General features: G+C 37.2%; 18 protein-coding genes. 11 read left to right on the forward strand and 7 right to left on the reverse strand.

Annotated elements, in window-relative coordinates; all coding sequences use genetic code 11:
* The first annotated feature begins 358 nt into the window (after nucleotides 1-358).
* From ACFSKV_RS03220 to ACFSKV_RS03230, 3 genes are all read left to right on the forward strand, one after another.
* Nucleotides 359-562, forward strand: a complete 204-nt coding sequence (locus tag ACFSKV_RS03220; RefSeq protein WP_380800334.1) for a hypothetical protein — start codon at nucleotides 359-361, stop codon at nucleotides 560-562.
* A gap of 10 nt (nucleotides 563-572) precedes the next feature.
* A complete protein-coding gene (locus ACFSKV_RS03225) occupies nucleotides 573-1,628 on the forward strand; it encodes a hypothetical protein (RefSeq protein ID WP_380800336.1) in 1,056 nt (351 codons plus the stop codon).
* A gap of 221 nt (nucleotides 1,629-1,849) precedes the next feature.
* Nucleotides 1,850-3,052, forward strand: coding sequence for a nucleotidyltransferase domain-containing protein (locus tag ACFSKV_RS03230; RefSeq protein ID WP_380800338.1), 1,203 nt, complete (start codon nucleotides 1,850-1,852; stop codon nucleotides 3,050-3,052).
* Between the two features lie 9 nt (nucleotides 3,053-3,061).
* On the opposite strand, the gene ACFSKV_RS03235 is transcribed toward ACFSKV_RS03230, so the two are convergent.
* From ACFSKV_RS03235 to ACFSKV_RS03260, 6 genes are all read right to left on the reverse strand, one after another.
* Nucleotides 3,062-4,303: an SET domain-containing protein-lysine N-methyltransferase gene (locus ACFSKV_RS03235; protein ID WP_380800340.1), complete on the reverse strand. Its 1,242-nt coding sequence runs from the start codon at nucleotides 4,301-4,303 to the stop codon at nucleotides 3,062-3,064.
* A gap of 879 nt (nucleotides 4,304-5,182) precedes the next feature.
* Nucleotides 5,183-5,641: a lasso peptide biosynthesis B2 protein gene (locus ACFSKV_RS03240; protein WP_380800342.1), complete on the reverse strand. Its 459-nt coding sequence runs from the start codon at nucleotides 5,639-5,641 to the stop codon at nucleotides 5,183-5,185.
* Entirely contained in the window at nucleotides 5,628-5,909 is a 282-nt protein-coding gene (locus tag ACFSKV_RS03245; RefSeq protein ID WP_380800344.1) for a PqqD family protein, read from the reverse strand. The genes ACFSKV_RS03240 and ACFSKV_RS03245 overlap by 14 nt, the downstream gene beginning before the upstream one ends.
* A gap of 3 nt (nucleotides 5,910-5,912) precedes the next feature.
* Nucleotides 5,913-6,860 (reverse strand): phosphoenolpyruvate carboxykinase (ATP), encoded by a 948-nt coding sequence (locus ACFSKV_RS03250; protein WP_380800345.1) that lies wholly within the window; start codon nucleotides 6,858-6,860, stop codon nucleotides 5,913-5,915.
* 239 nt (nucleotides 6,861-7,099) lie between these two features.
* Complete coding sequence (locus tag ACFSKV_RS03255) at nucleotides 7,100-8,902, reverse strand: ABC transporter ATP-binding protein (RefSeq protein ID WP_380800346.1); 1,803 nt, start codon at nucleotides 8,900-8,902, stop codon at nucleotides 7,100-7,102.
* On the reverse strand, nucleotides 8,902-10,704 hold the full coding sequence (locus ACFSKV_RS03260; protein WP_380800348.1) for an asparagine synthetase B family protein: 1,803 nt from the start codon (nucleotides 10,702-10,704) through the stop codon (nucleotides 8,902-8,904). Before ACFSKV_RS03260 ends, ACFSKV_RS03255 begins: the two co-directional genes overlap by 1 nt.
* Nucleotides 10,705-11,869: 1,165 nt before the next feature.
* Between ACFSKV_RS03260 and ACFSKV_RS03265 the strand changes: the two genes are divergently transcribed.
* From ACFSKV_RS03265 to ACFSKV_RS03280, 4 genes are all read left to right on the forward strand, one after another.
* Nucleotides 11,870-13,027 carry a DegT/DnrJ/EryC1/StrS family aminotransferase gene (locus ACFSKV_RS03265; protein ID WP_380800350.1) on the forward strand — a complete coding sequence of 386 codons (1,158 nt, stop codon included), beginning with the start codon at nucleotides 11,870-11,872 and terminating at the stop codon, nucleotides 13,025-13,027.
* Between the two features lie 453 nt (nucleotides 13,028-13,480).
* A complete protein-coding gene (locus ACFSKV_RS03270) occupies nucleotides 13,481-13,621 on the forward strand; it encodes a hypothetical protein (protein WP_380800352.1) in 141 nt (46 codons plus the stop codon).
* 273 nt (nucleotides 13,622-13,894) lie between these two features.
* Nucleotides 13,895-14,503, forward strand: a complete 609-nt coding sequence (locus ACFSKV_RS03275) for an acetyltransferase (protein ID WP_380800354.1) — start codon at nucleotides 13,895-13,897, stop codon at nucleotides 14,501-14,503.
* 150 nt (nucleotides 14,504-14,653) lie between these two features.
* Nucleotides 14,654-16,582 carry a polysaccharide biosynthesis protein gene (locus tag ACFSKV_RS03280; RefSeq protein ID WP_380800356.1) on the forward strand — a complete coding sequence of 643 codons (1,929 nt, stop codon included), beginning with the start codon at nucleotides 14,654-14,656 and terminating at the stop codon, nucleotides 16,580-16,582.
* 261 nt (nucleotides 16,583-16,843) lie between these two features.
* On the opposite strand, the gene ACFSKV_RS03285 is transcribed toward ACFSKV_RS03280, so the two are convergent.
* The gene (locus tag ACFSKV_RS03285; RefSeq protein WP_380800357.1) at nucleotides 16,844-18,625 is read right to left on the reverse strand and encodes an ABC transporter ATP-binding protein; all 1,782 of its coding nucleotides are present in this window, start codon (nucleotides 18,623-18,625) and stop codon (nucleotides 16,844-16,846) included.
* 501 nt (nucleotides 18,626-19,126) lie between these two features.
* Between ACFSKV_RS03285 and ACFSKV_RS03290 the strand changes: the two genes are divergently transcribed.
* From ACFSKV_RS03290 to ACFSKV_RS03305, 4 genes are all read left to right on the forward strand, one after another.
* Entirely contained in the window at nucleotides 19,127-20,278 is a 1,152-nt protein-coding gene (locus ACFSKV_RS03290; RefSeq protein WP_380800359.1) for a glycosyltransferase family 4 protein, read from the forward strand.
* A 2-nt stretch (nucleotides 20,279-20,280) separates the two neighbouring features.
* Nucleotides 20,281-21,156 (forward strand): glucose-1-phosphate thymidylyltransferase RfbA, encoded by an 876-nt coding sequence (rfbA, locus tag ACFSKV_RS03295; RefSeq protein WP_380800360.1) that lies wholly within the window; start codon nucleotides 20,281-20,283, stop codon nucleotides 21,154-21,156.
* A gap of 187 nt (nucleotides 21,157-21,343) precedes the next feature.
* The gene (rimO, locus tag ACFSKV_RS03300) at nucleotides 21,344-22,657 is read left to right on the forward strand and encodes a 30S ribosomal protein S12 methylthiotransferase RimO (RefSeq protein ID WP_380800362.1); all 1,314 of its coding nucleotides are present in this window, start codon (nucleotides 21,344-21,346) and stop codon (nucleotides 22,655-22,657) included.
* 221 nt (nucleotides 22,658-22,878) lie between these two features.
* On the forward strand, nucleotides 22,879-23,424 hold the full coding sequence (locus ACFSKV_RS03305) for an REP-associated tyrosine transposase (RefSeq protein WP_380800364.1): 546 nt from the start codon (nucleotides 22,879-22,881) through the stop codon (nucleotides 23,422-23,424).
* The last annotated feature ends 87 nt before the right edge of the window (nucleotides 23,425-23,511 follow it).

Raw genomic sequence — 23,511 nt, forward strand, 5'->3', positions numbered from 1 at the left:
TGGCCTTAAAATTAACTTATCCACCGTTATCAACAAGTTATAAGTCTCCCCCCAGACCCCCCTCAATGTTGATAGTAATAATAGCTTTATTAGAATATTTATATTTTGTAAATCTAAAGGCCGGCAGGCAGGTTTTAAGGTTATAAGTTAGAGCCGCTATTAGGACATGTTTGTTTGCCTGTTCCATGCCCCTGCTGTTGATTTTGCGCATGTTGAGAAAGTTGATCAGTGTTAAACAACGTGGTTGAAGAATATGTTGATTTGGAAACAAATTCTACTTAATAATTGTATAATTTAATGAAATATATTATTATTAAATATAATTTTTAATGAAGCTATGAGTCTCATAAAATCCATATTGAAAGAACTAGTAAAAGTTTTTAACTCATATCTTGTCTCCAATACGGATGTAATGAGTCCTGAGGTTAAAGAAATAATGGCTAATCCTGAAGATAGGAAAAAGTATCTTGAAGCAATTAATACCCTTAAATCCAAAGAGGCGGCTGAAGTGAAAATTAAATTGTCAACCAAAAAAGAAATGACATTAACATTAAATCATTGACATTTTTTAGATGGATTTCAATATTACTTTTTTTACACTTGTCTACATTGTTTTTTTGATCATTCCAGGAGTTTTTTTCAAGAGGTTTTACTTTCAGGGCCACTTTAATAAACAGTTTCAGTCAGGATTGTATGCAGACAGACTTATCACCAGTGTTTTTTGGGGAGCTATTATTCAGGTTATTACCATCCATATTTTACTTCATTCAACCGGGGATAAATTCTATAGTTTCAGTGAAGTCATAAAAAACGCATTTTTAAGTATTTCTAAAAATGACTTGCCAAATGGGGGAAATCAACTATTTACTTTTGCTTCATTATATCTCATCGGATCAGTTGTGTTGGGAGGGTTTTTGGGGCATTTTTCTCATCAATTTATCCGGAAAACAAAGCTTGATCTTCAATATGCAGTCTTAAGGTTCTCAAATAAATGGTATTACTATTTTACAGGAGATATTCTGTATACAAATGAATTTAAGTATAAAGTGTCCAAAACAGGAAAAATAGCATCTACAGTGGTGGATGTTTTAGTTGATTATGGAGAAGGCGAAAACATCTTATTTACCGGGACTTTAACCCAATATAGTCTGGATTCAAATGGAAATTTGGAAACATTATATCTGACAGGTACCAGCCGTTTTAAAAAGCAAGACAATGGCAAGATTGAATTAAAAAATATTCCTGGAGATTGTTTTGTTATACCTTACCAGAGGGTATTGAATATGAATATTGATTATGTAATTGAAACAAGTTCAAAGGAAAAGAAACAAGGAAGAATGAAGAGGATACTACTTGGATTAATTTCGGCTTTTCTTATACTGCTTCTACCAGTTATAATTGTAGTTCCATGGTTTTCTCAGGTTGGTGTTTGGCTTAAATTAAGTTCCATAGTTTTACTTTTATTGTCTTGGTTATTTTTTATGGTTGGTTTTGTAAATCTTGTTGATCCAAAAGCCGCTTTAAAAGGGAAAGGAATTGCTTTAGCATTTGTTTTATTTTTGATTTTGTTATTATTTGGCTTATCCCTTTTGGGAATCTTTGACCATGTAATTGAATTGGTATTTTAAAAAAATCTTTCTGATTGATTGGTAACTTTTAATTAGAGATATGTTAATCTCACCCTTTTTGTTTTTTTAGGGTTAATATTTATTAATAGCGAATCCTAGAAAGAAGGAAAGTTTAGTTCTATTGTTGAAGGAGATTTCAATTTCCCATTCGAATTTTGAAACTTTGTTTGTATTATCGTTAAAAATAAAGTTTGTATAAACTTTATTTTTAAATTTCCTACATGATTCCAATTGAAGAAATCCAACAAAAGTATGGAGTGGAAATGGCCGTAGTGGTACTAGCCTGTAGGGTGCATTTTCAGACAGCTGAAAAGGGAGAACTGCAGGATTTTATCGATAAGAATAGTATTAATTGGGATAAGGTGTTGGATATTTGCTATATGCACCGGATCAGGATGTTGGTCTATAGGATTTTTTTGATTGTTAATATTCCTGATACCACCCAGCAATACATCAAAGAAGACAGTTTGCATTTAGTACAGCGTAACTTCAAACAGGCATTGGAGTTAGAACGGATTGTTACTTCTTTGGAGGCAGAGGGAATTAGAACTATTCCTTACAAGGGATTAGCTTTTTCAAAGCAATTTTTTGGTGATATTGTTTCCAGAGAATCCAGTGACATTGATTTGATCATCAGGCCAGAAGATCTCAAAAGAATTGATACTTTAATGATAGGTCAGGGATACAGGGGTGAGTTTAAAGAGGTGCTGGAATATCTAGGGAATAATTTTCAATCCCGGTATAAGGATTATATTATGGGGAAATTTCTTGGAGAGGAACACCAGTTTTCTGTAGAATTTCACTGGAGTATAGTGGAAAAATTATGGTTGGTAGATTATCAAATCATTCAGGAAATGCTCTACAGAACAAAGGGAAAGGCAAAAATTTTGAAAGCAGAAGTTGATTTACTTGACCCCAATTCCCATTTCATTTTTATCCTACTGCATCATTGCATTGAAGATGTTTTCCATTCTCTTAGGGAAATGATTGATCTTGCCCAAGTAGCTTCTCAATCACATGTTCAAGTGGATTGGGAATATATCCTTAACACACTCCAAAACATGCGTTTGTCAAATGCTTTTCTGATGGCCAATAGGTTGATTTGGGAATTATTTGGCCTTTCACTTGGAGGAATGCGGGAGATGGCTTCACTTGAAAAGGCCGATAAATTTTTAGGCAGGATACTTTTAGCCTATCCAATGAATCCCCATGCGCCATTTGATTTGGGACTTCATCAAAAACGACTGCTTCTCCGGGATAATTTTCTTTATCAGGTAAGGTCTGTTGTGTCAATGATACAAGACAGGTTTCGACCTTCAAAGCAGGACATTGTTAATGTCAAGTTGCCGAAAGGGCTATTTTTTATATATGGAATCATTAAACCCTATAGAACCTTCTTGGATTTTTTTACCAAATCCAAGTAATTCAATAGGTTATAGATTTTTCAGTTCATTTTGATCCAATTCATGGATTTTTAACCTGACTTCCTCACTTAAGCCAAGGTAAAGATGCCTGAATTTGAAGAAGTTTTTCCCATAAGAAATGAATATTTCTTCATTTTCTTCAATATCCCTTATGGCAGTCACCGTCATGGTGAGCCTTTCAAAATCCACCACTCTTTTGGCATTGGGTTCCTGAAAATGATTGTAAAGACTCAAATACCCTAATCCCATGTAAGTCGCAGGTCCGTATTCAATATGGTAATCTTCCGGGTCCAGGATGATATAATCCAGTAGTACGGGATCGTTGATCATAGCCAGCCGATTAGCCAGTCTGAGCAATTTTCCTTCTTCAATAAGTTCTCCTTTATTGATTTTTTTTCCTGCAAATACGCCAAATCCATGTACGGGTGATTTGCGGATTTCAATTTTTTGAGAAGCTCCGATATATTTATCCGGAAGTAAATCAAAATTTACTTCCTTGTCCTTGGTTTTGTAGATCCGGATATTGTCATTTTCGAAAGAAATCGAACTTCCCTTTAACTCCGGATACTTTTCCAGAATCTCCTCAATTTTTTCTATAAATTTATCTTCCTGCATGAAACTGCTTTTGATTTTTTTGGATTCAACAAGGTTTTGGTGTGATGGAAGTATTTTTTGTTGTTTTAACAATTGGCCCATTACGGCTTGATTGAGCTTATCATTGATTTCCCAGTGTCTCAAGTACCCTGCTGCATATTCAAGAAAAATTTCTTCATAGGGTTGGATGTCCCTCAAGGCTTTGATTTGAATGGCATTTCTTTCGTATTGGGTAACAACAACAGCATTTGGGGTATTGGAATGGTTATAAAAGCTCAAATACCCAAATCCAAAGTAAACCGGTGCACCAAAGTTTTTGCACATTTCGCAGGTGCAAACTGCTCCACTAAATGTTCTATAGCTTAATGGAGGGTCTCTGTTTACCTGTCCTGGCCTATGAAATAACCTGACTGCTAAACTTTCTTCAATGATCTCATCTTTTTCAATCTTGCTTTTTGAATAAATCCCAAAGCCTTCGGTGTCAGATTTTTTTACTTGGATTTTTTCAGGGACATAAATTGGACTAATTTCTTTTTCCCTTAGTCTTAAATAATCATTTTCTATGAGCGTTTTATTTCTGGAATTATAGCTATAATTTGTATATTGAGCAAAATCAAAAAATAATTTATTTAATTCTCCAGATGCCGGATCAAACATAAATTAATCTTGAAAATGAAACTGTTTAAGACAGGATTAAGTTTATGATTAAATACAAAATATAAAATTTAATCAACAGCTATTTACAATTGTGCCTGAATTATTGTCGACCATACACATATTCGTTCCTGCGCCAGTAAGTGTCTCAACAGTCATTGCAGGCCCCATTCCATTATTAATATAAATATTCTCTAATTTTGGTTTTTTCCAAGTCTTCTTCATATTATGCTAAATAAATTTGGATTATAAGTACATGCAAGTAAAGGATTTTTTCTTGTTTCTAAAATATTATTTACGGAATTTCACTTTTTATTATCTGACTCTTCGGAATCATGCACGTATCAATTGGAGGGCCTCGGCAAACTCGGCCACCGGAACTTGAATTAAATACTGGGGGGAGGGAAGAAATGCGGCAAAGCCGCATTTCTTCCCTCCCCCCGATTTTCCAAACCTAAATTCCGTTCCCCGATGCCGATGGCTATCGGTACGAGGGGAACTTAAACCAAATTTAATTCTCCTACGTGTAGAATTGAGGATAGTCAGATTTTATTATACTTATAAGTGGTCGAAATCCCTAAAAATTTTTCTTTAGGTTAAATTATAAAATTCCTGCTTTAGGAATTGTAATTGAAATAAAAGCAAAAAATTCCAGGAATTATTCTTTATCAAATGGATAGAATTATGGCAGATAGTTTATAATTCAATCAACAGCTATTTGCTATTGTTCCTGAGTTATTTGAAACCATACACATTCCCATACCGGTAAACATTAACTCTTCAATTGTCATAGCAGGCCCCCTACCATCATTGATAAAAATCCTTTCTAAACTTGGTTTTGCCCAATTCTTTTTCAAAGTCTAATTAATTATATTTTTTTTACTAATTATCCGCAATTATAATATTTTTTCTCATTTGTATAATCTTATATTCCTGAATTTCACATTCACCTGTAATAAAAAAACCACAGGATATGACCCATGAATGCCCAAGGGTTTTATTGGATTCATCTTTTTTAAATCCCACCTGATGTTCATAAGGTATATTATAATAATTCAATAAGTAAACAGCCTGCCAAGCCTGATGCCTGCATACATTTTTCCATGGGATATATTTTACCGCCAACCTGATTGCCTTATTAATATCCAAGGCAAGCTGTTTTTGTTCATCGGTAGGACGCGGGTCGATTTTTTTTATTTTGTCAAAGTAATGGGCATGGGCTTTTGGTGACCTGCATAAAAACAAAATGTTCCTGTAAATTGACAATATAATTATCCATGCAAAAATTATTTTTTGCCTTTTAGATAACTTTATAAAAGTATCTATTTTACGAATGATCAATTTTGAAAATAAATTTTTTGTCCAATAATTCTTTTATTACATCTTCAACATCTTTTTGACAGACATCTATGTCAACTTCGTATGTTTCGGTAAGAATTTGAATGATTTCATGGATTCCTTTTGACTCCTGTAATAATTTAAATACTGTACAATAGGTCTCATTTAAATTCAAATAATCACTCGATTCTAAGTCAAAAATTACCCCCTCTTCACCTAACTCGGTAAACAGGACTTTATCCTCGTTTATATTATAAAAACTATTTTCCATATATCAGGAAGCCATCAAGCTTGGATTATTTGTTTGGGTATTGTTGCTCAAGAGAATCTCTTTTTTGATCTGCTCAGCAAAAGAGTCAAAGGATGATTTTTTGTCAGGTCTATTGGCTAACCAAAAGTTTGTTGTTCCGGCTATACTTGTTACTAATTTGAATAAATCTGCCTGCATGTTTAATTTTTCTAAATAAGAATCTGCGTAATTGTTTTCCACCAGATACTTAATACTTTCTACCGGCTTTAATTGTTTAATCCAAATGTCTTTACCTGAAATACTGAGAAAAGTGATCCCTTTCACTCTTAAGGGGAAATCATTGAATGTACTATGAAAATAAATCCCAAATTTATTGATATCTGAAGCATATTGAAAGGCTTGATTTCCTTCAAAAAGTCTTTGCTGTTTAAAAGTGGTGGGCCATACTTTTAATAAGGGGAAAGAAGGTCTTGCAAAACAAGTTCCATTCTCTACGTAAATCAAAGCAGTATCATCTGTAAATATCCTATAACCTTTTTCACTTAATTTCAGGGCAGTAGTGGATTTTCCTGCACCAGGGTCACCTGCAAAAAGCCAACAATTACCTAATTCGTCTGCTACACCCGAAACGTGAAACGGAATTTTGCCCTTTTGGACAAGAATGGCTGCTAAACAACTGGATCTGAAATGAAGTAATACATCATTAAATTTATCCGTAAGTGGTTCAATGATTACTTTATTATTGTTTTCAATGTAATACTTTGCCACATCAGGGATATGTAAGAAATATAAATTCCTGTCCAGGAAGATATTGTAACCCTCAGTTTTTTCATTTTGTGGGAACTCCCTTACTACCTTCCCCAATTCAACAGAAAAGTCTTCTTTAATTACTTTTGAGGGGGCAACGGACTGAAAAGAGTCAATTTTTATGGCAGATTTACAAATCAATCCATAAACCTTATAATAATTCATATTTGCCATTTTTTCCATGCTAAATTACTATTTAAACATGAAATTCTTAAACAAATAAGTGTATTTTTTTTACATTTTATTTAATATAAAATGCAACCCAAGGATAAGAAAAGATTTTTCAGTCAATTTGGGGGAATTGCAGATTTAAAATTTGACGAAAATTCTATTTAAATGTATTTGGGAAGGAATAAATGTTTGACGGTTAAATTTTAGATAGAAAAGGACGCATTTTAAAAAGTTCATTCATTTCCTATTCTCTTTTGAAAACTCTGGTTTTGGTATAATTCAAGAAAAATACCCTCTTTTTTGATCAATTCCTCGAAGTTTCCTTCTTGAACTATTTTCCCTTCTTCCAATACATAAATGTTGTCTGCATCCTTTAGGTTATATAGCCTGTGGGTTATCAAAATGATTACTTTGTCTTTTGCTTCATTTTTGAAATTTCTAAAAACTTGTGTTTCCGTGATGGCGTCCATTGCGGAAGTCGGTTCATCCAAGATAATGACCCTGGGATCCCTGTAAAATGCTCTTGCAATGGCTAATTTTTGCCACTGTCCGCCGCTGAGGTTTTTCCCTCCTTCAAAAATTCTTCCCATTTTGGTATGTATACCTTCCTCCAAACTGTCAATAAATTCTGCTGACTGTGATTTATTTATCGCTTCTTTCAATTTAGTGTCATGATCTTCTTTTGCTTTCTTACCCAAGCTGATTATATCTTCAATGCTGAAGTAATAATTTTGAAAATCCTGGAATAGAATCAAGGAGTTTTCTCTAAAAGAATTATGGGATATGGATTCGAGCAATTTGTCACCTATATAAATGGATCCATTTTCAGGGGAATATAAACCGGCCAATAACTTAACAAAAGTAGATTTTCCTGATCCATTTGCCCCGACGATACCTATCACTTTTCCTTGAGGAAAACTCATGTTTAGGTTAGATAATACTACCTTATTAATATTTGGATAGGCAAAACTTAGGTTATTTACTGTGATGCTGCAATCGTCTTTTGGGAACAAATCTTTGTTTTTTGGATTTTCCATTGGATTCTGGATGTCCAAAAAACGGAAAAGATCATTTAAAAAAATCCTTTGCTGGATTAACTGGACCAGGGAATTCAGGAAATTTTTTAAGTTGGATTGCATGCGCTGCACTCCTTGTATATAAACTACCAATAAGGAAATCTGTAAAATCCCGAAAAAGGCCTGTTTGGCAATCCCAATAAGGATAATAAATAGAACTGTTACTTCTGCTATTTCAGCAAGGATTGAGTATCCCAAGAGTCTGCTTTGTAGATTTTTTTTCTCTTGATAAATTAGTCTTCTGATATCATTAAATCTTTTCAGCAGCGCTTCCCCGAAATTGAGCGTTCTTATTTCCTGGGCAAATGATTCTTGAGTTAAAATGGTATGGTAATAGCTGGACTCCCTTTCGGCAGGGATTGTTTTTCTCTCCAATTTATAAAGCATATACCCACTGTACCATTTGATACTGGCTAATGGGATGGCAATCAGTAAAATTATCCAAGCATATACAGAAATCAAGGAAAAAAAATAACCTAATAACAGTGACAAACCCAAGAGGTTGCTGAAAGTATTTAATATGACCTGATGAAGAAAGGGTAATCGGTACATTGCCTGACTTTGTGCCAGATGAAGGGAATCATGGTACCGATGGTCTTCAAAATAAGCAAATGGAATAACAATTGATTTTTCAATGATAATGGACGCGGTTTTATCAGTCAGTTTTTGCTGGAAAAGTTCAGTAATGTAACTATTGAATTGACTTATTACTGTGGTTAGTAATTGTATTCCCAATAAAATCAGCATCCAAAAAAGAACATTTTGATACGTGGTCCCTTCTTCAATAAGCATATCAAAAAGGTTTTTGGTAGCATATAAAATTCCTAATGGCAAGACAGATTGTATTAAATATAATATCACCTGTAAAATAAACATCCCTGTGGAGGCATCCCAAAGCAAACGGATGGCCCGCTTGTAAGCGCTGAAAGATAGTTCCTGAAATATTCTTTTAATTTCCATTACCCTGGCCAGTTAAGGTTGATGATGTAATCTATTTCTTTCATGGTGGCTACCCTGTCTTCTTTTTCTTCTCCATAGGAGAAATTCCGGCTAAAAAATGAATTTTCATCGATCATCAATCCTGTATGGTTTATTATTTGGTAATCTTTTAGAGCATTGATTTTTGTTTGGCTGTAATAATCCCAAAAAGCAAGGGTGTAAGCATAACCTGCCTTATATTTCAGTCTAATACTGTCTGGTAAAATTCCTTTACAAACGTTTCTAAAGAGGGCTCTGGAAAAAGGTTTGGGTTTAAAAAGATGATTAGGCAGGCTATAAATCAATTGAATCAATCGAATATCTGCCAATGGATATACAGTTTCAATACCGTATCGAATCGCATAAAGGCCTTCAGATTCCGTTCTTTGAGCGGTATGGTATCTCAAGAAGTTATTTTTTATAAATTCTTGAAAGTGAGGATAAAAAGCAAATGCCTCCTCTTTTAATTCTTTATGGAATTTTGAATTTGGTTCCAATAAATCCCAATCGGCGAGCGTAGAGGCATAATTTGGGTAAACTGAGCCACTTTTCCTGTATTTGAAATAATTTAGGATATTTAAAAGTGCTCTAAATCTAAAATCAAAAAGATACTTTATTATACCAAAAAGGTTTCTATCAGATAGGTAGTCGAAAAAATAAAAATATCCATCATTAGAAATTGCTTCATCCCCAGGGAATCCGCTGAACATTACTTCCGTGCCTTGGTTTTCTCCTGCGTATTTAAAAAGGCTATCCTGCCAGTAACTGTCACCGTTTTCAATTCCGCCCATTACTTCATTTCTGGTATCCAATTCTTCAAAAATATCTTTGTAGTGAAATGCTGTAATCAAATGGTGGTTTTCTGGAATTAATCCTGCGTATTTCACTACCTCCCATTGATGGTCCTTCTCGTCGATTTTGGTTTTTGAAAACTCAATCGTTTTTTCGTCCAGCGCAAATCCATAAGTATGGAATTGGTGTTTATCTACCATTCTAGAGGCTAAGACAGTAATTGCTGAGGAATCAATACCTCCACTCAGCTGGCTTCCAATTATCTTTTTTCCTCTAATCCGGCATTTGACAGCTTCTTCAAAGTAGGTTCTGACCAATTGGTAGAAATCTTCTTTACTTTTGAATTTAGGGATTTCGATGGGGGTCATCTCCCAATATCTTATTTCATTAACTTTCAGGTTATCAGTAAGAATATAATGGGCTGGTTTAAGTCGTAGGATGTCTCTAAAAAAAGTTTCTTCAACTTTTGGAGTAAAGTACTTTAGTTCTTTAGCAATATAAACTTCATTTAAAACCGGTTTGAACGGCAAGGCTTTTTTAATCATTGGAATTGTGCTGGAAAAAATCAGGACACCGTTAGTCTGCATGTAAAAAAGTGGGCGGACACCTACTTGGTCTTTGGCTAAGAAAATTTGTTTTTTTTCTTTGTCCCAGATCACAAAGCTAAAATCCCCTATGAAATGCTCAGTGCATTTTTCCCTATATTTCATGTAGGAAGTCAAAATACATGCCTCATCGGATGCGGAATCTGTTAAACCCAATTTTGGCATTAATTCTTTCCTATTGTCCAGCCTGACCCATCCTGCGAAAGAAAGGTTTGGGAAAAGTAATTCCAGGTTTTCCGGTCTTTGGGTGTTAAAGTCAATCAGAAAAATGGTTTCGTTTTCGGTGATGGGGTTTGGCAAAATACTGCCCATATTTTTTTTAAACTCTTGGACAAAAGTGTTGATATTAGTTGCATCAGGGCTTAAAATGCCGAAAAAACCTTTCATAAGGATGGGTTAGGGTATTTGTTAATGGAATTTATAGAGGTTAAAGATATTTAAAAGAAGGGAGAATATCGAGGGATTGAGTGACGAAGGGACAGAGAGACTAAGTGACTGAGGGACGAAGAGACTTAGATAGAGGAAAAGTCGGATTTCGGTGTTTTTTAAGTTCAGCTACTTCTCCAGAAGCAGCTTTCGGTAAACATTAATGGAGTTCTGTTCCGCTGCTTCTCCAGAAGCAGCTTTCTGAAATTATTACTGAATCATGTTTCTGGAGAAGCAGGACAGCATCAGCACAGAGAATCAAATGGCAAAGAGAAAGCTCCGCATTTTAAAGTTAATGACGAATAACATACCTTCCTTCTTCACCTAGGGTTTTGAAAATTAACCACAGATTAATACAGATAGACACGGATAAAAGCTTCGCTTTTTGGTTACACAAAAGGTTGAAGTTGAAAATTGATTGTATCAGTCCTGTAGGGACTGCCTATTGGTAGCCCAGGGTGAGGGAGGAACGACCGGAACCCTGGGTTAAATCAGCCAGCCCGGTTCCTGAGTTGGCGCAGAGAGTGGAATCAGAGAATGGATGGGATCGCCGACGATAAGTAATGTGAATTTTTAGGAAGCAGTAAGGAGACTGCAATGATGGGGTCCAAGCCTGCCTGCCAAAGCATTCAGGCAGGTCACAGACTTGAACAATTGGATAGCTGCGCTTTTGAAAGTTGACCACGAATTACACAAATTTCACGAAATAATAAATTGGTAAAAATTGATGGTTGAGTATCATTTGCCGCTTTGTTATTTTCAGACTTTTTTGAATTTTAAGCACAAGCGCTTTCGAATTACACGGATAAAAGCTTCGCTTTTTGGTAACACAAAAGGTTGAAATTGACAATTTATTGAATGAGTCCCGAAGATCCTGTCTTCCGAATAAGGCAGGACCACCTATTGGTAAACTCACCTGCTACTGTTCAGCTACTTCTCCAGAAGCAGCTTTCTTAAATTATTATTGGGTCCTGCTTCTGGAGAAGCAGGACAACGTAAATCCAGCTTCCGGAGAAGCAGGACATCGGGACCTTAACTTAATGGTTCAATCATTCTTAATTCAAAATTCTTCACGCTACATTTTATAAAATCCTTTACCTTTGACCTTAATACTAAGTTTTAAATCATGAGTCAATCCCCCAAAATCTGGCTTTCTTCCCCGCATATGGGTTCAAATGAACTGAGAAATGTGCAGGATGCTTTTTCGAGCAACTGGATCGCTCCACTTGGACCACATGTGGATGGTTTTGAAAAGGACCTGCAGGATTTCACAGGATCCAAACATGCTGCAGCCCTGAGTTCAGGGACTGCTGCTATCCATTTGGCTCTGGTCATTTTGGGAGTGCAACCCGGGGATTTAGTGATCTGTCAGAGCATGACTTTTTCTGCCTCTGCCAACCCAATCGCCTATCTGGGAGCAGTTCCGGTTTTTGTGGATTCAGAAGAAAACACCTGGAATATGTGTCCAAAAGCCCTGGAAGAGGCAATTTTGGCCTGCGAAAGCGGGAAGGTGTCAGGTAAAAAGCAAAAGCCTTCTGCCATTATCCCCGTCCACCTATATGGTATGCCAGCCAAGATGGACGAGATCATGGCTTTGGCTAAAAAACATGAAATCCCGGTAGTGGAGGATGCTGCGGAGGCCTTGGGAGCATCTTATAAAGGGAAAGCCTGTGGGACTTTTGGGGATATGGGCGTCTTAAGTTTCAACGGAAATAAAATCATCACTACCTCTGGGGGAGGAGCTTTGCTTTCCGATACGGAATGGATGATCAAAAAGGCCCGTTTTCTGGCCACCCAGGCAAGGGATGAGGCGCCACATTACCAGCATTCCCATATCGGTTACAATTACAGGATGAGCAATGTGCTAGCGGGTATTGGACGTGGGCAAATGGAAGTTTTGCCGGAAAGAGTGGCAATGAGAAGAAAGAATTTTGAATATTATAAAGAAGCATTAGGGGACCTGTCCGGGATTTCTTTTTTAAAGGAACCCGAGGGTTTTTATTCCAATAGGTGGCTGACCTGCATTTTGGTAGATTCCAAGCAGACCCGAGGAATTACGAGAGAACATATCCGTGAGTATCTTTTGAAGGATAATATCGAGTCCAGGCCCTTGTGGAAACCTATGCATTTGCAACCCGTTTTTGCCAAAGCACCCTATTTTGGAGGAAAAGTGGCTGAGGAACTTTTTGAGAATGGACTCTGTCTGCCCAGTGGGTCGAATTTGGGTGAGGAGGATTTGGAGAGGGTGGTGAAGCGGGTCCGGGAGGCGGTGTTGGTTGGGTGATGAGGGATTGAGGGATTGAGAGATGAAGTGACGAAGAGAATGAGGGATTGGGAGACGGATGTGCGAAATGACAAAGAGACGGAGGGACTGAGAGTTTGGGAAGGTTGGATGTAGGATGTCTGATGAAGGGATGTTAAGTTCAGATGCATCTCAATAAGCTTAGTTCTGCCGCTTCTCCAGAAGCCGCTTTTTAGTTCTGTTCCGCTGCTTCTCCAGAAGCAGCATTCTTAAATTATTATCTGGTCCTGCTTCTGGAGAAGCAGGACAGCATCAGCAGGGCAGAATCACCACAGAGAATCAAATGACAAAGAGAAAGCTCCGCTTTTTAATGTTAATAATGAATAACATACCTTCCTTCTTCATCTAGGCTTTTTCCAATTAACCACAGATTAATACAGATAGACACGGATAAAAGCTTCGCTTTTTGGTTACACAAAAGGTTGAAGTTGAAAATTGATTGTATCAGTCAGTTCCGCTGCTTCTCCTGAAGCAGCTTCCATAAATTATTATTGGGTCCAGCTTCTGGAGAAGCAGGACAGCAGTGACAGCAGTGACCTGAACCAGTCGGGAGACTTATCCAATTCGATGGTATAGCATGATCAGGTAATCATTGGAAAATCGACTTATTTTAAGTCTAATAAATTAGTTTGAAAATTTTTTTTTAATTAAGACGGACCCGTAAAAAATACAGTCTTTCATAAATGACATATATTTTAATGTTTTTCAATGGCAAAATGGCTATTTTCAATCAAAAAAACCTACAAATAATTCCTTTGTGAAATTTTGTTTTTTTGATAATTTTTTTACCTATTTGGTTCAGGATTATTAATAAAAACTTTATTTTACGATTTCATTTATTGTTTGGTTATGTATATTTATGGAGCTTCCGGGCATGGCAGGGTAATTATTGATATCATTGATTCTTTTGAAAAGATACACGGTGTATTTGATGACAACCCACATATTAAAGAAATTTTAGGCTATCCAGTGATCGGGGAAATACCGGAAAATTATCAGTTCAAAAGCGATCTTTTTATAGCTATCGGGGATAATGAAACCAGGATGAGGATTTCCAGGAAATTGAAATCCAAGGTTCGTTTTGCCAATATCATTCATGACTCTGCTATATTTTCAAAAAGGGCAGTCCTTGGAGAGGGCTGTGTGGTGATGGAAGGGGCTATTGTGAAAGTCAACTGTGTTTTGGGTAATCAGGTTATTATCAATACAGGGGCATCTGTTGACCATGACTGTATCATCGGGGATTATGTGCATATCGCACCACAGGCCACATTATGTGGAGGGATTACCATTGGAGAAGGTAGCCTTATAGGTGCCAACGCCATAGTGCTTCCCGGGGTAAAAGTAGGGGCATGGTGCACTATTGGTGCAGGAAGCATCGTGCATCAGGACGTACCGGACGGATTCAAATGGGTGGGGAACAAACTTCAACCTCCATTACTTCCGGTGAGTCAATAATTAATGAAATGATAATGTTAAAAAATTTGGCATGATTATTCGTGAATTTAATTTGCGTTTTTTCTTAGAATAAGGTAGTTTTCGGTAACTGTTTAGGCTAGTTGTATTTGGTGTTTAATTTTAATAAAGGTTGGCCCTAGTGTAAGAAATATGGAGTTTTTTAGAAATCTTAGAATTGTTCCGAGGTGGTTGATAGTGCTGATTGACACCCTGATTGTATTTCATGCGACTTTTTTCGCATATTTTGTTCGTTTCAATTTCAACTTTGACCAAATAGACAGATTTCAAATCCTGCCCAGTGTTTTTGTTTTCACAGGTTTTGTTTTGATCTCGATGTTGATTACCCGTTCTTATGTCGGGATTGTCAGGCATACAAGCACCGGTGACCTGGTCAATATGATGAAAATGTTGGGTTTGGCCCATGTCTTTTTATATGTTGTCCGACAGCTCAATTTAATTTATGGTTTCGAGGAGACCACCTTTTTTGTTCCTTTATCAGTTAGTCTGATTGCAGCTCTTTTATCTTTTCCTCTGTTGATCAGTTACCGGCTTTTAGTAAAAGAATTCTACTATTACATGAGTAATTCCAAACATAAGGAAATTGCCAAGAAGGTAGCGATTTATGGTGCAGGTGAAGCAGGAATTTTGACTTACCAGGCCCTTAAGAGCAATGCAAATGCCCAATGGAATCCGGTTGCTTTCATTGATGATGATCCTATCAAGGCCGGTAAATTGCTGGAAGGAAAAAAAATATATTATGGAACAGAAGGACTTAGGAAAGCTGTAGAAAAATCAGGGGTGGAGGAAGTGGTGATTGCCATCAATAGTCTAAGTTCAGCGAATAAGAGAAGGATTATAGATACCTGTTTGGAATTGGGGCTTCCCAGTAAAATCATACCTCCTGCCAAGGACTGGTTTGAGGTTGGTCTGAAAACCCAGGATATCCGGGAAGTACGGATTGAAGACCTGCTAAGCCGGGATGAAATCAATCTAGAAAAGGAAAATGTGCAGGAGTCCATTAAGGGTAAGGTTGTTTTGGTGACTGGGGCCGCTGGTTCCATAGGATCGGAACTCTGCAGACAACTCATACACTGCAAACCCAAAAATCTTTTGATGCTGGATCAGGCCGAATCTGCTTTGTACGAATTGGATCAGGATTTATCCCTCATCAATAAGAATACACCAAGAAGAGCCTTGGTTGCTGATATCCGTAACAAAAACCGGATGATGGAGATCTTTATTGAGTATAAGCCTGATTTGGTTTACCATGCTGCAGCCTATAAACATGTTCCTTTGATGGAAGAATTCCCTGAAGAAGCCATTCGGGTAAATGTAATGGGAACCAAAATACTCGCTGATCTATCATCCTATTTTGGAGTGGAAAAATTTGTGATGGTAAGCACGGATAAGGCTGTAAACCCCACCAATGTGATGGGGGCCAGTAAGAGGGCAGCGGAAATCTATGTGCAGTCTTTGGATTATCACCATCATTTCCAAGGAGATAATAGTCATACCAAATTCATTACTACCCGTTTTGGAAATGTATTAGGATCCAATGGATCAGTAATTCCTCTTTTTCAAAAGCAGATCAAAAGGGGAGGTCCTTTGACCATAACCCATCCGGAAATTACCAGGTATTTTATGACCATACCTGAAGCCTGCCAATTGGTATTAGAAGCTGGTTCAATGGGGGATGGAGGGGAGATTTACGTGTTTGATATGGGTGAACCAGTGAAAATTCTGGATCTGGCCAAAAAGATGGTTTTTTTGAGCGGGAAAAAGTTGGGACATGATATAGAAATCACCTATTCTGGATTAAGGCCGGGAGAAAAATTGTATGAGGAACTGTTGAATGATTTTGAAAAAGTAAAAGAAACCTATCATCCTAAAATCAAGATTGCCCAGGTTAGCCCTAAAAATTATGGCTATGTGGAGGAAATGTTCAACCGCTTCAAAAACCTGTTGGAAAATGGTAAGGAAGACCAATTGGTAACACACCTCAAAGAACTGGTACCGGAATTTATCAGTCAGGAATCCCGGTTCTCCAAATTGGATGAAGAAAAAAAATTATTGAATTGATTTTTTCTTAGTGGAGCTTTGTGCCTTGGTGAGAAAAAATAATCCCACAAAGCCGCGAAGAGTCACAAAGTTTTTTCTCTTGGTGGTACTTTGTGCCTCTGTGGGAAAAAAATAATCCCACAAAGCCACGGAGAATCAATAAGTTTTTTTTTGTGCCACTTGGTGTCTTGGTGGGAAAAAATATTCCCGCAAAGCCACGGAGAGTCACCAAGCTTTTTAAAAAATCATCTTTCCGCAATCCGAACTCAAACTTCCTATTTTTTAAAAGCTTTGATTCTGATAGAGTTCCCTGAATAACCCTTCTTTTTCACTAAGCTGCTCAAAACTACCTTCCTGCACCACTTTTCCTTCATCCAATACATAAATATGGTCAGCCCCTTTAAGGTTGTATAACCGGTGGGTAATCAGGATAATCACCTTGTCCAATACGTTTGTTTTAAGTTGCCGGAAGACTTCAGTTTCAGTAATGGCATCCATTGCTGAGGTGGGTTCATCCAAAATGATAATCCTCGGATCCCGGTAAAAAGCCCTGGCTACTGCCAGTTTTTGCCATTGCCCTCCACTCAGGTTCTGTCCTCCTTTGAAAATCCTTCCCATCTTGGTCATTACTCCTTCTTCCAGGGCATCAATAAAATCTTTGGCCTGGGACTGCTGGAGGGCCATTTGAAGTTTGGCATCATGGGACTTTTCCTGAATTTTACCTAAACTGATGATGTCCTCGATGGTGAAAAAGTACTTCTGAAAGTCCTGAAACAGAATCAGAGAATTGTCCCTAAAGTCATCCTGGGTAATAACATGTAAAGGCTTGCCACCTACGGTTATATTTCCTTCCTCTGCATCATACAGTCCTGCAAGAAGTTTTACCAGTGTGGATTTTCCCGAACCGTTGGCCCCTACTATTCCAATTACCTTCCCTTGGGGGAATTGCATGTTGATATGGGAAAGGACAGGTCTATGCCCACCCGAATAAGTAAAACTCAAATTTTCCACGCTCATGCTGCAATCCTTCAATGGGAATGGAACCGATTCGCTTTGATCTTTTCTGGAAACAGGGATGTCAAGAAACCTAAAAAGGTCGTTCAGGAAGATTCTTTGTTGCACCAACTGAACCATTGAATTGAGGAAGTTTTTTAAGTTTGACTGCATCCGCTGTACACCTTGGATATAAACTACCAGTAAGGAAATGGCCAAGGTTCCAAAAAATGCCTGTTTGGCGATGGCAATCAGAACCAAAAACAACACCAGTACTTCTGCTGTTTCTGCCCCAATGGAATACCCCAAGAGCTTTTTTTGCAGGGCTTTTTTTTCCAAATAAATGTATGAACGGATATCCTTAAATCTTTGCAGCAAAGCCTCACCAAAATTCAAGGTCCGTATTTCATGGGCATAAGTTTCTTCCGTGAGCAGATTATGGTAATAATTGGATTCTCTTTCTTTAGGAATGATTTTAGCTTCCAACCTGTATAACATATAACCTGAAAACCATTTCAGGATTGCCAGAGGTATTGCAATCAATAAGATAAACCAGGCATATAAGCTGATCAAGGAAAAAAAGTATCCAATCAACAAACTTAGTGAAAGGGCACTGTTGAAAGTGCTGAAAATCAACTGGTGAAGGTATGGAAGTTTGTAAATGGCCTGACTCTGTGCCAGGTGAAGACTGTCATGATAATTATGGTCTTCAAAGTAGGGATAAGGGATATGGATAGATTTCTCCAATATGATGGTAGAGGTTTTGTCGGTCAATTTTTGTTGGAGCAAACCTCCCACAAATCCATTCAATTGACCCATTCCGGAGCTTATCAATTGAACCCCTAAAAGGACCAGCATCCAAAAAAGTACTTCCCGGTATTCAGTGCCTTCCAATAAGATTACATCAAAGAGGTTTTTGGTGGCGTAAAGTGTCAACACCGGTAATGCAGCTGTAATAATTTGCAGAACTACCTGGAAAACCAACAATTGAGGGGAAGTTTGCCATAATAAATGAATGGCCCTTTTATAGGCAAAAATTGAAAAACCTGGCAATAGTTTGTCGAAATTCATTTTTAAATACCGATCCTTAAAATTAAAATTGACTTAATCAATTACTTAATCGAAACCTCTTTACAAAGAACTCTATTTAAATTGGACCATGAAAATATTAAAGGATCATGTTCCAAATATTTTTTATTCCAAGGGTTTGCTTGGGTAGTTGGATTAAATTTAAAAATGCCTTAAGATTAATTTTAAAACCTTAAGGTTATTTAATAGAGAAAAGAAAGTTTGAAAGTGTAGTTTTCCTCAATTGGAAATTGAATATTTATCATTGATCATTGGGAATTTTTTCCATTTACCTTAATCTTTACGGAATTTACCTCCCAGACACTTTATAGACACAAAAAAGCAGGTAGTGAAAGGCTGATTACTTTTCGTGACAGGGAAAAAAATAATTGACTTTATTTAAGTTTTTTTTATTTTATTTTTATTTCCATTTTTTCATTAAAATTGGCTTCAGGATTTGTTTTTTTTTAAAAAACTGCCTTCATTTGCTCAAATTATATTTTTATGGTTATTTTATTAACGGTATTAACTGCCTTTTTAATCGGATTCTTGTCCATGCCTGTCTTAATTGGTGCGTTTAAGAAAATGCAGGTGGTTGACAAACCCGGAGGGAGAAAAATTCACAAAAACGATACGCCCTCAATGGGAGGAATAGTGATCGTGCTGACTGTCTTGCTTACCTCTTTTATCTGGTTGGATCTGTCCCAATTGTTGGAGATCAGGTATGTCATTGCAGCTTTGGCATTGATGTTTTTTGTTGGACTAAGGGATGATCTTGTAGAACTTTCTCCAATACAGAAGTTAAGCGGACAATTTGTGGCGACCTTTATGGTTGTTTTTATGTCTGATATACGGATTTCCAGTTTTTATGGGTTTTTAGGAGTATATGAATTACCAATTGTAGTCAGCTATCTCGTTACTTTCATTACCATCATCGGACTTACTAATTCCTTTAACCTTATTGATGGCTTGGATGGACTTGCGGGAACCATGAGTCTATTGACTTTGAGCTTTTTAAGCTGGTGGTTTATTTCTGTTGGCATGGAAAGTTATGGGATATTTTCACTGATGATAGTTGGTTCTGTTTTCTCTTTTCTGGTATTTAACTGGCATCCTGCGAAAATTTTTATGGGGGATACAGGATCCTTGAGTTTAGGCTTTATATTATCCGTATTGACTATTCTTTTTATTGATTCCAACGGGACTATGTCCAGCGTTTCTCCCTGGAAATTCAATGCTCCCATTGCATCAGGAGTGGCTTTGATGATTGTCCCAATTTATGATACCACCAGGATTTTTGCTAGAAGGATTAGAAGGGGGAGGTCTCCCTTTGCTCCTGACAAAAACCATGTTCATCACTTTTTGATGAGAATGGGGCTTTCACATGACAAAGTGACCATTACGCTAGGTTTCATTAAGTTATTTTTTATTGCGCTTATATTTATTGGATCCCAGTATAGTGATTATGTGATGCTGCCCTTGATAGTGGGTACTGCGCTTGCCTTTGGAGCAAGACTGGATGCCGTAACCTTGAAAAAGGTCAAGTCTATCGCCAAAAACTCACCACCTGTTTTGAAAGGTAAATTTAAAAAAGCCAAGCATAAGCCAGTTCTGGATGAGAAAGTGGCTGAGCATATGCAAATGTCCGATAATTAATCATGAAGGGAATTGTATTGGCAGGAGGCTCCGGTACGAGATTGTATCCCATTACCAAAGGGGTTTCCAAGCAGTTGTTGGCGATTTATGATAAACCTATGATTTATTACCCTTTATCAGTCTTGATGTTGGCTGGTATAAGGGAAGTTCTTGTGATTAGTACCCCTGAAGACTTACCGAATTTTGAAAAATTGCTGGGTGATGGTTCAGAAATAGGGATTTCAATTTCCTATGCTGTACAACCCAAACCGGAAGGATTAGCCCAGGCTTTTATTATTGCCGAAGAATTTTTAGCAGGTGATGATGCCTGTCTTGTTTTGGGAGATAATATATTTTTCGGTCATGGACTTACACAATTACTTAAAAACTCCGTTGACAGCGTTACCAAAAAAAGAGAGGCTACCGTATTCGGATATTATGTCAATGACCCCAACAGATATGGAGTGGTCGAATTTGACAAGGAGGGAAAAGTGATCAGTATTGAAGAAAAGCCAGCCAAACCCAAAAGTAATTTTGCAGTGGTTGGTTTGTATTTTTATCCAAATACTGTTGTGGAAATAGCCAAATCCGTCAAGCCAAGTGAAAGAGGAGAACTTGAGATTACCACTGTTAACCAAACCTATTTGTCCCTAGGGGTATTGAACGTCCAGTTGATGGGCAGAGGCTATGCCTGGCTGGATACAGGTACCCATGAGTCCATGTTGGAGGCCTCCAATTTTATCCATACCATTGAAAAGAGACAGGGATTGAAAGTTGCCTGCTTGGAAGAAATTGCCTTTGACATGGGCTATATCAATAAGGAACAGTTACTGCGGTTGGCAGAACCTCTCCGAAAAACTGAATATGGTCAGTATTTGATCAAGAAAATCAGGGATTGATAATTACAAATTTCCAATTTCCAATTACCAATTACCAATTACCAATTATCAAGCTCCAAAATCCAAGCTTCAAATCACAAAATCCAAAGTCCAAAGTCCAAACTCCAACCTACAAATTACAAATTAGCTAATAACCGATTTTCACTTGTTCTGTTTCTCAACTACCTTTGCAGCAAAGAAGGTATAAGTGAAAGCAAGAACGTTAAAGAAAGACAAGGTCAATATTATCACTATGGGCTGTTCCAAAAATTTGGTGGACTCAGAAGTGCTATTGACCCAATTAAAAGGTAATGGTATAGAAGCCAGCCATGAATCCAACAGCAAGGACAATAATATTATCATCATCAATACCTGTGGTTTTATAGACAATGCCAAAGAAGAGTCCATCAATACCATTCTTCAATATGTGGAAGCCAAAGAAAAGGGATTGGTGGATAAAGTATATGTGACAGGTTGCCTCTCTCAGCGTTATAAAGATGATCTTGAGGTCGAGATTCCGCAGGTGGATGCTTATTTTGGCACCAGGGACCTACCCGCTTTACTCAAAAAATTCAAAGCAGATTATAAGCACGAACTGGTAGGGGAGAGGCTATTGACCCATAATGCCCATTACGCCTACATGAAAATTTCTGAGGGTTGTGACCGTCCCTGTTCCTTTTGTGCCATCCCTTTGATGCGTGGAGGTCATGTATCAAGGCCGATTGAAGAACTGGTAAAAGAAGCCCAGCACAAAGCAGCGAATGGGACCAAGGAATTATTGCTTATCGCCCAGGACTCCACATATTATGGTTTGGACCTGTATAAAAAAAGAAGGTTAGCTGACTTAATGCGGGCATTGTCAGATGTGGAGGGTATTGAGTGGATCCGTCTGCATTATGCCTATCCTACAGGATTTCCAATGGACGTGATTGAGGTGATGAAAGAAAGAACCAATATTTGTAATTACCTGGATATTCCTTTGCAACATGGATCATCTTCGGTTTTAAAAACCATGAGACGAGGTACCACAAGGGAGAAACAGGAAGAACTGATTCATTCTATTCGGGATTTGATACCGGAAATTGCTATTAGAACTACCTTGATAGCAGGGCATCCTGGGGAAGGGGAAACTGAATTTCAGGAAATGGTGGATTTCGTGGAAAGGATGAAGTTTGAACGTTTGGGTGTATTTACCTATTCCCATGAGGAAAATACCCATGCTTTTTCCATGGAAGATAATATTCCTCAGGAAGTGAAACAGGAAAGGGCCAATTACCTGATGGAAATACAGGAACAGATTTCTTATGACCTGAACCAGAAGAAAGTCGGGAAAGAGTTTAAGGTTCTGATTGACAAAAAAGAGAACGGCTATTTTGTGGGACGTACTGAGTATGATTCAGTGGAGGTGGACAATGAGGTATTGATTGATGCTTCCAAATATTACTGTAGGATAGGGGATTTTGTGCATGCGAAGATCACGGATGCCACAGAGTTTGATCTGTATGGAGAAGTTGTGAGTTAAGAATGAAGAGTCAAGTTAAGCTGCTTCAAGTTCAGGTGCTTCTCCAGAAGCAGCTTTAGTTAGTTAAACCAGATTTTCTGCTTCTGGAGAAGCAGAATAACGTTTTTGGTTCAGCTGCTTCTCCAGAAGCAGCTTATGTTATTTGAAACTAAGATTTTATTCAGAAGAATTGTAAGAATTAAAAAAATAAGATAAATTAGAATTAAATAATTTTTTCAACTATGAAAGCATTTCAAATTTCAGATCAAAATGCAATCTATTTTTTAACACTTACTATTGAGGGTTGGATTGATGTTTTTACTAGAAAGGAATATAAATTGGAAGTTGTTGAAAGTTTAAATTTTTGTGCAGAAAGGAAAGGTTTGGAAATATACGCATGGTGTTTGATGTCTAACCATCTTCATCTTTTATGTAGATCAAAAGAAGCATTTAAGTTGTCCGAAACCATGCATGATTTAAAGAAATATACCTCAAGAAAGATCTTGGAAAGTTTAACATCTGAGTCGGTTGAATCCCGCGCCTTATGGATGTTGGAATATTTTAAAGGTAGAGGAAATGCTCAAAATAGGATAAGTAATTATAAATTCTGGATGGATGGGCTTCATGCCATTTTGATAGAGACTTCTCTCTTTTTTGAACAAAAACTTCATTATATTCACCAAAATCCAGTTAGGGCTTTGATAGTAGAAGAACCTGAGGAATATATTTTCAGTTCGGCAAGAGATTATGCTGGAAGGAAAGGGTTGGTTAAAGTTGAATTATATTAATTAGAGATTCTGCTTCTGGAGAAGCAGAATAACATAAATAACATAAAGCAGAATAACGTCCTTGGTTCAGGTGCTTCTCCAGAAGCA

Source organism: Shivajiella indica (genome assembly GCF_042683085.1).
GTDB classification, from domain to species: Bacteria; Bacteroidota; Bacteroidia; order Cytophagales; family Cyclobacteriaceae; genus Shivajiella; species Shivajiella indica.